The organism is Bacillus sp. FSL E2-8887, from assembly GCF_038007205.1.
In the GTDB taxonomy this organism is placed as follows: Bacteria; Bacillota; Bacilli; order Bacillales; family Bacillaceae_G; genus Bacillus_A; species Bacillus_A mycoides.
In genome coordinates this window covers 4,483,432-4,495,000 of the sequence record NZ_JBBOWS010000001.1, presented here as the reverse complement: position 1 = coordinate 4,495,000, position 11,569 = coordinate 4,483,432, and the positions used below count along the sequence as shown (strand labels likewise).

Annotated in this window: 3 protein-coding genes, 22 tRNA genes and 2 rRNA genes (1 of these 27 cut by a window edge); 25 read left to right on the top strand and 2 right to left on the bottom strand. The window is 42.4% G+C overall.

The features are described 5' to 3' along the window. The 25 genes from NSQ08_RS23195 to NSQ08_RS23075 form a co-directional block, all read left to right on the top strand. A 23S ribosomal RNA gene (locus NSQ08_RS23195) occupies positions 1 to 2,366 on the top strand (it extends 554 nt beyond the left edge of the window). 101 nt (positions 2,367 to 2,467) lie between these two features. Beyond that, positions 2,468 to 2,583, top strand: a 5S ribosomal RNA gene (gene rrf, locus NSQ08_RS23190). Positions 2,584 to 2,588: 5 nt separating this feature from the next. Then, a tRNA-Val gene (locus NSQ08_RS23185) sits at positions 2,589 to 2,664 on the top strand. 4 nt (positions 2,665 to 2,668) lie between these two features. Continuing rightward, a tRNA-Thr gene (locus NSQ08_RS23180) sits at positions 2,669 to 2,744 on the top strand. Positions 2,745 to 2,754: 10 nt separating this feature from the next. Then, positions 2,755 to 2,830: transfer RNA gene (locus NSQ08_RS23175), tRNA-His, on the top strand. A 24-nt stretch (positions 2,831 to 2,854) separates the two neighbouring features. Then, positions 2,855 to 2,935: transfer RNA gene (locus tag NSQ08_RS23170), tRNA-Leu, on the top strand. A gap of 29 nt (positions 2,936 to 2,964) precedes the next feature. After that, positions 2,965 to 3,039: transfer RNA gene (locus NSQ08_RS23165), tRNA-Gly, on the top strand. A gap of 16 nt (positions 3,040 to 3,055) precedes the next feature. Next, positions 3,056 to 3,144 (top strand) — tRNA-Leu (locus NSQ08_RS23160). Between the two features lie 3 nt (positions 3,145 to 3,147). Next, positions 3,148 to 3,221, top strand: a tRNA-Arg gene (locus NSQ08_RS23155). 11 nt (positions 3,222 to 3,232) lie between these two features. Further along, a tRNA-Pro gene (locus tag NSQ08_RS23150) sits at positions 3,233 to 3,306 on the top strand. 14 nt (positions 3,307 to 3,320) lie between these two features. After that, positions 3,321 to 3,393 (top strand) — tRNA-Ala (locus NSQ08_RS23145). Between the two features lie 20 nt (positions 3,394 to 3,413). Beyond that, a tRNA-Met gene (locus NSQ08_RS23140) sits at positions 3,414 to 3,490 on the top strand. 4 nt (positions 3,491 to 3,494) lie between these two features. Then, positions 3,495 to 3,571, top strand: a tRNA-Ile gene (locus NSQ08_RS23135). A 17-nt stretch (positions 3,572 to 3,588) separates the two neighbouring features. After that, positions 3,589 to 3,681, top strand: a tRNA-Ser gene (locus NSQ08_RS23130). A 27-nt stretch (positions 3,682 to 3,708) separates the two neighbouring features. Beyond that, positions 3,709 to 3,785: transfer RNA gene (locus tag NSQ08_RS23125), tRNA-Met, on the top strand. Between the two features lie 3 nt (positions 3,786 to 3,788). Beyond that, positions 3,789 to 3,864 (top strand) — tRNA-Asp (locus NSQ08_RS23120). 14 nt (positions 3,865 to 3,878) lie between these two features. Beyond that, a tRNA-Phe gene (locus NSQ08_RS23115) sits at positions 3,879 to 3,954 on the top strand. A gap of 14 nt (positions 3,955 to 3,968) precedes the next feature. Continuing rightward, a tRNA-Thr gene (locus tag NSQ08_RS23110) sits at positions 3,969 to 4,044 on the top strand. Positions 4,045 to 4,054: 10 nt separating this feature from the next. Next, positions 4,055 to 4,130: transfer RNA gene (locus NSQ08_RS23105), tRNA-Lys, on the top strand. A 13-nt stretch (positions 4,131 to 4,143) separates the two neighbouring features. Next, positions 4,144 to 4,214: transfer RNA gene (locus NSQ08_RS23100), tRNA-Gly, on the top strand. A 6-nt stretch (positions 4,215 to 4,220) separates the two neighbouring features. Beyond that, positions 4,221 to 4,297 (top strand) — tRNA-Ile (locus NSQ08_RS23095). A 7-nt stretch (positions 4,298 to 4,304) separates the two neighbouring features. After that, positions 4,305 to 4,379, top strand: a tRNA-Asn gene (locus tag NSQ08_RS23090). A 6-nt stretch (positions 4,380 to 4,385) separates the two neighbouring features. Then, positions 4,386 to 4,476: transfer RNA gene (locus NSQ08_RS23085), tRNA-Ser, on the top strand. A gap of 6 nt (positions 4,477 to 4,482) precedes the next feature. Then, positions 4,483 to 4,554 (top strand) — tRNA-Glu (locus tag NSQ08_RS23080). Positions 4,555 to 5,016: 462 nt separating this feature from the next. Beyond that, positions 5,017 to 5,961, top strand: coding sequence for an L-lactate dehydrogenase (locus NSQ08_RS23075; protein WP_000715348.1), 945 nt, complete (start codon positions 5,017 to 5,019; stop codon positions 5,959 to 5,961). Between the two features lie 295 nt (positions 5,962 to 6,256). Here the strand turns inward: NSQ08_RS23075 and NSQ08_RS23070 are convergent, their stop codons facing one another. Further along, positions 6,257 to 10,480, bottom strand: a complete 4,224-nt coding sequence (locus NSQ08_RS23070; RefSeq protein WP_340779065.1) for a S8 family serine peptidase — start codon at positions 10,478 to 10,480, stop codon at positions 6,257 to 6,259. Positions 10,481 to 10,512: 32 nt separating this feature from the next. After that, positions 10,513 to 11,118: a CalY family protein gene (locus tag NSQ08_RS23065; protein ID WP_002034528.1), complete on the bottom strand. Its 606-nt coding sequence runs from the start codon at positions 11,116 to 11,118 to the stop codon at positions 10,513 to 10,515. Positions 11,119 to 11,569: the final 451 nt, after the last annotated feature.

Sequence of the window (11,569 nt, the reverse complement as noted above, 5' to 3'; positions counted from 1 at the left end):
CCTGAAACCGTGTGCCTACAAATAGTCAGAGCCCGTTAATGGGTGATGGCGTGCCTTTTGTAGAATGAACCGGCGAGTTACGATCCCGTGCGAGGTTAAGCTGAAGAGGCGGAGCCGCAGCGAAAGCGAGTCTGAATAGGGCGTTTAGTACGTGGTCGTAGACCCGAAACCAGGTGATCTACCCATTCCAGGGTGAAGTTCAGGTAACACTGAATGGAGGCCCGAACCCACGCACGTTGAAAAGTGCGGGGATGAGGTGTGGGTAGCGGAGAAATTCCAATCGAACCTGGAGATAGCTGGTTCTCCCCGAAATAGCTTTAGGGCTAGCCTTAAGTGTAAGAGTCTTGGAGGTAGAGCACTGATTGAACTAGGGGTCCTCATCGGATTACCGAATTCAGTCAAACTCCGAATGCCAATGACTTATCCTTAGGAGTCAGACTGCGAGTGATAAGATCCGTAGTCAAGAGGGAAACAGCCCAGATCGCCAGCTAAGGTCCCAAAGTGTGTATTAAGTGGAAAAGGATGTGGAGTTGCTTAGACAACTAGGATGTTGGCTCAGAAGCAGCCACCATTTAAAGAGTGCGTAATAGCTCACTAGTCGAGTGACTCTGCGCCGAAAATGTACCGGGGCTAAATACACCACCGAAGCTGCGAATTGATACCAATGGTATCAGTGGTAGGGGAGCGTTCTAAGTGCAGTGAAGTCAGACCGGAAGGACTGGTGGAGCGCTTAGAAGTGAGAATGCCGGTATGAGTAGCGAAAGACGGGTGAGAATCCCGTCCACCGAATGCCTAAGGTTTCCTGAGGAAGGCTCGTCCGCTCAGGGTTAGTCAGGACCTAAGCCGAGGCCGACAGGCGTAGGCGATGGACAACAGGTTGATATTCCTGTACCACCTCTTTATCGTTTGAGCAATGGAGGGACGCAGAAGGATAGAAGAAGCGTGCGATTGGTTGTGCACGTCCAAGCAGTTAGGCTGATAAGTAGGCAAATCCGCTTATCGTGAAGGTTGAGCTGTGATGGGGAAGCTCCTTATGGAGCGAAGTCTTTGATTCCCCGCTGCCAAGAAAAGCTTCTAGCGAGATAAAAGGTGCCTGTACCGCAAACCGACACAGGTAGGCGAGGAGAGAATCCTAAGGTGTGCGAGAGAACTCTGGTTAAGGAACTCGGCAAAATGACCCCGTAACTTCGGGAGAAGGGGTGCTTTCTTAACGGAAAGCCGCAGTGAATAGGCCCAAGCGACTGTTTAGCAAAAACACAGGTCTCTGCGAAGCCGTAAGGCGAAGTATAGGGGCTGACACCTGCCCGGTGCTGGAAGGTTAAGGAGAGGGGTTAGCGTAAGCGAAGCTCTGAACTGAAGCCCCAGTAAACGGCGGCCGTAACTATAACGGTCCTAAGGTAGCGAAATTCCTTGTCGGGTAAGTTCCGACCCGCACGAAAGGTGTAACGATTTGGGCACTGTCTCAACCAGAGACTCGGTGAAATTATAGTACCTGTGAAGATGCAGGTTACCCGCGACAGGACGGAAAGACCCCGTGGAGCTTTACTGTAGCCTGATATTGAATTTTGGTACAGTTTGTACAGGATAGGCGGGAGCCATTGAAACCGGAGCGCTAGCTTCGGTGGAGGCGCTGGTGGGATACCGCCCTGACTGTATTGAAATTCTAACCTACGGGTCTTATCGACCCGGGAGACAGTGTCAGGTGGGCAGTTTGACTGGGGCGGTCGCCTCCTAAAGTGTAACGGAGGCGCCCAAAGGTTCCCTCAGAATGGTTGGAAATCATTCGTAGAGTGCAAAGGCATAAGGGAGCTTGACTGCGAGACCTACAAGTCGAGCAGGGACGAAAGTCGGGCTTAGTGATCCGGTGGTTCCGCATGGAAGGGCCATCGCTCAACGGATAAAAGCTACCCCGGGGATAACAGGCTTATCTCCCCCAAGAGTCCACATCGACGGGGAGGTTTGGCACCTCGATGTCGGCTCATCGCATCCTGGGGCTGTAGTCGGTCCCAAGGGTTGGGTTGTTCGCCCATTAAAGCGGTACGCGAGCTGGGTTCAGAACGTCGTGAGACAGTTCGGTCCCTATCCGTCGTGGGCGCAGGAAATTTGAGAGGAGCTGTCCTTAGTACGAGAGGACCGGGATGGACGCACCGCTGGTGTACCAGTTGTTCTGCCAAGGGCATAGCTGGGTAGCTATGTGCGGAAGGGATAAGTGCTGAAAGCATCTAAGCATGAAGCCCCCTCAAGATGAGATTTCCCATAGCGTAAGCTAGTAAGATCCCTGAAAGATGATCAGGTTGATAGGTTCGAGGTGGAAGCATGGTGACATGTGGAGCTGACGAATACTAATAGATCGAGGACTTAACCATATAATATGAAGCAATGTTATCTAGTTTTGAAAGAATATAAAAAACTTGTTGACTTTAAATGTCGAATAAGTTATGATAATTCTTGTCTTAAATGAATACAGTCTGGTAATGATGGCAGAGAGGTCACACCCGTTCCCATACCGAACACGGAAGTTAAGCTCTCTAGCGCCGATGGTAGTTGGGACCTTGTCCCTGTGAGAGTAGGACGTTGCCAGGCAATTCGGAGGATTAGCTCAGCTGGGAGAGCACCTGCCTTACAAGCAGGGGGTCGGCGGTTCGATCCCGTCATCCTCCACCATTTAGCCGACTTAGCTCAATTGGTAGAGCAACTGACTTGTAATCAGTAGGTTGGGGGTTCAAGTCCTCTAGTCGGCACCAGAAAATCATGGCGGTTGTGGCGAAGTGGTTAACGCACCGGATTGTGGCTCCGGCACTCGTGGGTTCAATTCCCATCAGTCGCCCCATTTTTTCTTTTTAAATTATAATATGCGGGTGTGGCGGAATTGGCAGACGCACTAGACTTAGGATCTAGCGCCTTTGGCGTGGGGGTTCGACTCCCTTCACCCGCACTTTTAATAAAATAACTCAAACATGTCTTGCGGAAGTAGTTCAGTGGTAGAATACAACCTTGCCAAGGTTGGGGTCGCGGGTTCGAATCCCGTCTTCCGCTCCAATTTTCAGTATGACATGCCGGGGTGGCGGAACAGGCAGACGCACAGGACTTAAAATCCTGCGGTGGGTGACCACCGTGCGGGTTCGACCCCCGCCCTCGGCACCATATGCGCCCGTAGCTCAATTGGATAGAGCGTTTGACTACGGATCAAGAGGTTAGGGGTTCGACTCCTCTCGGGCGCGTTTTTTATTAACGGGAAGTGGCTCAGCTTGGTAGAGCACCTGGTTTGGGACCAGGGGGTCGCAGGTTCAAATCCTGTCTTCCCGATATTTTCAAAATATGGGGCCTTAGCTCAGCTGGGAGAGCGCCTGCCTTGCACGCAGGAGGTCAGCGGTTCGATCCCGCTAGGCTCCACTTATTTGAATATAACTTATGGCGGTGTAGCTCAGCTGGCTAGAGCGTACGGTTCATACCCGTGAGGTCGGGGGTTCGATCCCCTCCGCCGCTACCATAAAGGACCTTTAGCTCAGCTGGTTAGAGCAGACGGCTCATAACCGTCCGGTCGTAGGTTCGAGTCCTACAAGGTCCACCACTCAAAGTTCATATCTCGGAGGTATACCCAAGTTCGGCTGAAGGGATCGGTCTTGAAAACCGACAGGCGGCGAGAGTCGCGCGGGGGTTCGAATCCCTCTACCTCCTCCATTTTTTCTAAATTAAATATTATATCATCGCGGGGTGGAGCAGTACGGTAGCTCGTCGGGCTCATAACCCGAAGGTCGCAGGTTCAAATCCTGTCCCCGCAACCAAATGGTCCCGTGGTGTAGTGGTTAACATGCCTGCCTGTCACGCAGGAGATCGCCGGTTCGACCCCGGTCGGGACCGCCATTTTTTTACATAAAGGCTCGGTAGCTCAGTCGGTAGAGCAGAGGACTGAAAATCCTCGTGTCGGCGGTTCGATTCCGTCCCGAGCCACCATTTTGAAATCGCAAGCCGGCTTAGCTCAATTGGTAGAGCAACTGACTTGTAATCAGTAGGTTGGGGGTTCAAGTCCTCTAGCCGGCACCACTTTCAAAATGAGCCATTAGCTCAGTTGGTAGAGCATCTGACTTTTAATCAGAGGGTCGAAGGTTCGAATCCTTCATGGCTCACCATTTTTAATTTAATGCGGGTGTAGTTTAGTGGTAAAACAAGAGCCTTCCAAGCTCTGGTCGAGAGTTCGATTCTCTTCACCCGCTTTTTATGGGCCTATAGCTCAGCTGGTTAGAGCGCACGCCTGATAAGCGTGAGGTCGATGGTTCGAGTCCATTTAGGCCCACCATAATTATTCCGCAGTAGCTCAGTGGTAGAGCTATCGGCTGTTAACCGATCGGTCGTAGGTTCGAGTCCTACCTGCGGAGCCATATTATAGAGAAGTACCCAAGTGGCTCAAGGGGCTCCCCTGCTAAGGGAGTAGATCGCGAACGCGGTGCGAGGGTTCGAATCCCTTCTTCTCTGCCAGATTTTGGCCCGTTGGTCAAGTGGTTAAGACACCGCCCTTTCACGGCGGTAACACGGGTTCGAATCCCGTACGGGTCATACTAAAAGAGATAGCATAATCTGCTATCTCTTTTTTGTTGTATATATGTTATCTAAAGCGGACTTTTAGTAGACTGCTTTAGATAACATATATAGATAGAAGAAGCTGTCTCTAAATAGGTAATCTATTGGAGACAGCTTCTTTATGGTGTTATCCTTGTCGAAACGTCGATATAACCAAAGTTTTGTTCGATATAATTTCACTTACCAAGAAAACTTTAAGAAAAAACCTTTCACAATCTAAAGAAAACGCCTCCATTGAGATGGATTTCACCCGCATTCTAACAGCTTTACACTCTATGTGAAAAAGTTCACAAATAGGTCATAATTTGTGAAGTAATTCACAATAATCCGTGCTACAATATGTATGTAAAGAAGTTAAACAACATTAAATTAGTATTTTAATTAATTACTTAAACAATAATAAAAAATAGATGTAAACAATTGAAAGGGGAAATTAACATGAAAAAAGGTATCAATCGCGTAGTATTAGTAGGAACAGGAGCTGTAGGTTGTAGTTACGCTTACTCAATGATCAACCAAGGTGTAGCTGAAGAATTCGTACTAGTAGATGTTAATGAAGCAAAAGCAGAAGGGGAAGCAATGGACTTAAGCCATGCGGTACCATTCTCTCCATCACCAACAAAAGTTTGGAGCGGTAGCTATGCAGATTGTAAAGATGCAGATTTAGTAGTTATCACTGCTGGATTACCACAAAAGCCAGGCGAAACTCGTTTAGACTTAGTTGAGAAAAATACAAAGATCTTTAAACAAATCGTTCGCGGCATTATGGATAGCGGATTCGATGGAATTTTCTTAATCGCTACAAACCCAGTTGATATTTTAACTTACGTAACTTGGAAAGAATCTGGTTTACCGAAAGAGCGTGTAATCGGTTCTGGTACTACTTTAGACTCTGCTCGTTTCCGTTACATGTTAGGTGACTACTTAGATGTAGATCCACGTAACGTTCATGCTTACATCGTTGGTGAGCACGGTGACACTGAACTTCCAGTATGGAGCCACGCTACTGTAGGTGTACAAAAACTAGAAACAATCTTAGCGAACAATGAACAGTATAACCAAGAAGATTTAGATAAAATCTTCGAAAATGTACGCGATGCAGCTTATCATATCATCGAACGTAAAGGTGCAACTTACTACGGAATCGGTATGTCACTACTTCGTGTAACTAAAGCAATCTTAAGCAACGAGAACAGCGTATTAACTGTATCTGCATACCTTGAAGGTCAATATGGTGAGAAAGATGCTTTCGTAGGTGTTCCAGCTGTTATTAACCGCGAAGGTGTACGTGAAATCGTAGAACTTGAGCTAAATGAAGAAGAAAAAGCGAAATTCGCTCATTCTGTAAAAGTATTAAAAGAAACAATGGCACCAGTACTATAATAATTGCTAAATAATTCAGAGGCGGGAAACTGCTTCCTACCTCTGAGTTTTTATATAATTTAATATAAATTCCTTTTCCGGTTTCCCTTGTATATCCCCAATATACCCCTTTTGCTGGATAAGGGTCGTTTATAGAAAAGAGCACTCTACTTTATATAGAGTGCTCTTTATTATCCAGCTATTTGCCGGGCAGTAAGACCCCCACCTCAAAATGCAGCGAAAGCAAAGAAGTTAGGTGGGGGATCAACTGCCCGTAAAAGCCCGATTGGTGAGGGCTGATTAAAGTTTCACTTTATTATTTTTTCGGTGCTAATCCTAATTTCTTTAAAATATCTGCAAGTGTACCGCTTTTTGATTTTTCAACAGGCGTTTGTGATTTAGCTGCATCTGGCCCTTTTTTCAAGAAGTTCTTTTCAACGAAACGAATATCTTTTTCGTCGACAATGCCATCTTTGTTAAGGTCGCCGTCTTTCACAGATAGTCCTTTTTTACCATAGTTGCTAGCGATAATTTCAGCATCTTTAATATCAATTACTTTATCACCATTTACATCACCCGCAAGATTTTCGTCAGGTCGTGCATAATAATATTGACCAAGTAGTTTACCATCTTTTTCAGTACCTAGTTTTGTAGTTAGTCGGCTTGTTAAATGTCCTGGAACCTCCACGTATAAGTTATAATCACGTTTATTAACAGGAAGTCCATTCAATTTGAAGTAACCGTATTTATCAAGTGAGCCTTCAAACTTATGACGGTAAGAATCCGTTGCATACACTTTTACGCCAAGTTTCGTATAATCGAACTTTTCATCTAAATATCCACGTTCATTTACGAATGCACCAGGCTTAATATTACCTTCTACTAGTGAATTTAAGGACATAACTGAGAATGTTTGATCTTGTAGTATGCGTATTCCATGTGGTTCTGTTTCACCTTGTTTCCAGTAAACGAACATTGGTAAATCTAATTGAGCATTTGCTTGATAAAATTCATCATTTTCTACTTTGAAAGTTACATCGATGAATGGGAAGTCACCATCTAAACCAGCGAAGTTTTTATCATCGATAGCTCCGCCTACTGTAACAGAACCTTCTTCTAGTTTCGGTTCATTTACTTTTGCGGTTACCCCTTTTTCAGAAAGGAGTTTTTCAAAAGCAGGATTCAATTTCGCATTTGCAAATTTGAAGTTCTTCTCTAGGAATTTCACGTTAAATTCTCCAGATACAAATTGTTTCACATGTTTAGCATCTAGTGTCACAGTGAATTCATCATTTTTATATAATTCTTTTTTATCATAACTAGCTTTTGCATATTGAGCACCTTGCGGGATAAACCAATAGTTATTTACACCGCTTGGATAGTCGGGGCCTGCAGTTGCATAATCGAAAATGTATACGCCTGTGTTCATTGGACCTTCAGTTTTAAATGAATCAGGTGTAATACCAACTTTAAAGTCACCATTTTCATTAATAGGTAAAAACTTGTGCAAGTATGGAGAATAATCATAGTACATAACACCGTTCGCTTCTTGCGTAATGTTTAATCCTTTTCCTTTTAAGTAGTCAACGTTAGAATCATATACATTTCCTTTAATCCATAGTGCTTTTTTACCGTCTTCTACTGTGTAGTTTTCTTCATTTAATTCATAAATACCAGGCTGTAATCCAGTTAATTTCACTTCTGGTGGTGTATTATCAATTACGACATAATCACCTTTCACACGTGCTTTTCCAGATTTATCGTAGCCAACAAATTCAATTGTGTAATCACCTTCTGGTAAGTCGATTTTCTCATCACCGATTGGTTTTGCAGGATCATTTGTAAAAGGATACACTTTTCCGTTAAAGAATGAATCTAAGTAGTAATAAACATCAGTTTTTAGTCCGCTTGTATTCAATGTTCCAACGAAACCGAGTGCTTTATTTGTTTTTGAGTCTTTCACGATAAGATCTAACGTTTCAAGTTCGCTATTTAATTGGAACGCCCCGTGAACATATGATTCACGGTATGGATTGAATGTAGATGTATCAGTTGAGATTGTTTTTCTTGATAATAGTGCATTTTCAATACCAGGCTCTGACACACGAATAGAGAACGGAATTTGATACGTTTCTTCTTTATTTTTCGTGTTCGTAATATGAATATATCCTTCATATCGGCCTTGCTTTGCACCTGCTGGGACATGGATTTTCGCTTCGATTGCATCTGCTTTTCCAGCATCAATTGTTATTGTTGCAGAAGTAGAAACTTTTACACCGTTTGCGGTAGCATCGTTAATAGTGGAAGATGCTGGTGTATAAGAAATTTCTGTTTTAAATTCTTTTTTCTCCTGTTTATTGCGATTTTCAATTTTAATTTTTCGTTTTTGTTCAATTGATTCCCCATCTTTTTGATAGTACTTCCCGAATGCAATTGATCCAGTTTCTTCTGGTACTTCAATCACTTCATCATTAACTATTGTTTTTGTCGTATCTAACACTTTAAAACTCGTTTCAGTATGAACGGAGTTGTAAGCATCTACTCGTCCAGCTCCAACTTCATATACGGAATACTTCTCTTTTAAATCATCAGCAGTATTCATGAGGGAAGCTTTCACATCAAATGGAGTGTATTCTGGATGCTCTTGTAAAATAAGTGCAGCCACACCAGCGATGTGAGGGGAAGCCATTGAAGTTCCTTGCATGCGCTCATAGGAAACATCATAATTTTCCCCTTCTTGTGGATCGTTAATATATTCAGGGACTGTTGAAAGTACAGCAACACCAGGTGCTGTAATATCTGGTTTAATATCATCATTTGATATAACAGGGCCGCGTGAGCTAAAGTCTGCAAGATGATCGCCTTCTGTTTGAATGTAATTAACCTCATCGAAAGTTAAGGATGTGCTACCTTGTTCGATTTGAGCTTTTAGTTTTTCGCCGTCTTCTTTCGTTAGGCGGAATGCGGGAATGTATTTTGTACTTTCGCCAACGTAGTAAGGAATCTCTCCATCGACATTGTTATAAATAATAACGGCCTTTGCACCTGCTTGTTTCGCATTAGCGATTTTTTCATCAAATGAGATTGTTCCGCGCGTAACGAGGGCAATTTTTCCTTTTACATCTTTTTTGCTAAACTCGTCAGGGGTACTGATTCCTACAGATTCAATAGGTAAAGATTGTCCTTTAAAATCTTCTATTTTATCAGTGAAATTTTTTCCGAATAAAATGAGATTAGAAAATTGTAACTGTCCAGCATGACCTGATAGTTTCGGTAAGGAAATAGAGCTATCGCTTGCCCCAACTGTAATAGCAAATGGAGAAGCACCTGGTGACCCGAGTGTCGCTGGATTTGGACCAGAGTTTCCGGCAGCAACGACTGTAACAACACCGGAAAGCATCGCGTTGTTTACAGCGATAGATGTTGGATCAAGTGGATTGTTGCTATCGTCACCTAACGATAAGTTAATAACGTTCATCCCGTCAGAAATAGATTTATCGATTGCAGCAATAATACCTGAACTATCTCCGCTACCGTACGGACCAAGTACACGATAGTTATAAAGTTCAATGTCAGGTGCAACACCTTTTACTGCGGAATCTGATTTATTTTTCTTTTGAGCAGAAACGATACCTGCTACGTGAGTACCGTGTGCTGTGTAGAAGGAAGAACCACGATTATCAAATTCAGGAGCGCCAGATTGTTGCCACTCTGTATAAGTTGTTTCCATCGGATCTGCATCGTTATTAATAAAATCCCAACCTTTTACAGAGTTTGGGTCTACCTTACTAGAATCTTCACCCAGTTTTGTGCGATAGCCTTTATACACGTCTTTTAAGTCAGGGTGATTGTAATCAATACCTGTATCTAATACACCAACTTTAATTCCTTTTCCGGTAATGCCCTCGCTATGTAACTTATCTACCCCAATTTGCGGAATGCTATCTGTTAGTTTTTGAGGTGCTTTCTGCTCTGCTTGTTTTGGTAAATTTAATTTCACTTCGTAATCTTTCCAAATACGTTTTACAACGCCAATTCGTAACAATTCTTCCACTGTATTTGCAGGTAATGTCAGCGCAACACCATTTATAGCATGCTTATAAGACCGTTTAATTTGTACAGACTGGAAATTTCCAGATTTCACTGATGGGCTGAATTGGTGAAGGCGTTTTAATCCTTCTTGGAATTCTTCATGCTCTTGATTAATACGTGCTTTTATATTTTCAGGAGAAGCCTGCAATCCTTTTGCTTTTTGTTTCAATTCGTTAATTTTTACTGGTGCAGTTTGAAACTCTACAATGATATTTACTGGTTCAGAACTACTCGTATTAATATCTGGTGAAATAGTAAAGCCAGGATTGGCATCTAACGTTTGTAATGCCAGGCGCTGTTCTTTAGAAAGTTTTGATAGTAAAGACTGGGCGTTTGAAGAGTCAATTTGGTTAATAGGGTTTTCAGCAAGTACATTGAACGGAAGGGCAGTTGAAAATAGAACACCAGCCGTTACAATTCCGGTAACAAAACGATTTTTCTTTTTCATTTATAGGCCTCCGATAATTTGTATTTTAAAAGTTATTTCTCCACGCCTGGTGTTTGTTCTGCATTGAATGTCCAGTTTAGTTGTAAAGAATCACCTTGAAACTTATTTTGGTCTTGGTCATTATCTTCAAATGAGAAGAGAACGTGTAAGTAATCCGTTTCACCAGATTTAATACCGTCTATTAAGTTATGACGTTCTAGAGAAGTAGCTACATCCTCCGGTTTCATAGTTTTTAATTCTGATAGTTTTGTTTCCCACAAAATTTCATGATCATCGTTTGGATTAGATGGCTTTCCATCATTCACTAAAAATTTGACGATGATGTGATCACCTAAATCTTCACCATCATTATTTTGCTTTGCATCTGTAACCTCATAGGATGTTTCAAGTGCTACTTTTGCAATATCCAATGTTCCTTTGTTTTCAAGCTTGAAATTTCTTTCAATAAAATCACCTGGTTTTAAATCTTTCACGTTAACGATTACACTTGGGTTAATAGAAAGGTCTAACGTACCAGCTTGAAATGAATTACTCGATGTTTCGGAGTCGCTGAAATAGGCGAATACACCGCCAAATGTAAGTGATAAGCCTATTGATGCAGTGACAACTCCCATTCCTACTTTTTGTTTCAATGACATAAGAAAGCCCCCTAGTTTGATTTTTATAGCAAACATTCGCAACGAGCATGAAATAAGTAAACATAGTATTTCAGTATGAATTGTAGTTGCGAAGTATACTGTTCGTTATTGAGAAGAAGTATATGCTTATGAATTTTACATTTCAATAAATTTTGTGACAAAAAATGTTGAGAAACATTTTTTTATGAAAGATTATTTTGTTTGTATTTTAAGTGGAAAGAGCGTGAAATACAGAGAGAAACCAATAAAATAAATATTGAGCAACAATGAAAGGCGAGAAATAGTAAGGGAAATGAAGCGCTTGCAATGAATATTCGTCAAAATTCGATAATTTACACGGAAAATGTGAATATTTTAAGTGAAATTTAAGAAAAAAACGAATATTTTTTAAAAAATAACAAGGATATTTCAGTTTTTCGCAGAAATGATAAAGAGTAAAAAAATTCTGTCA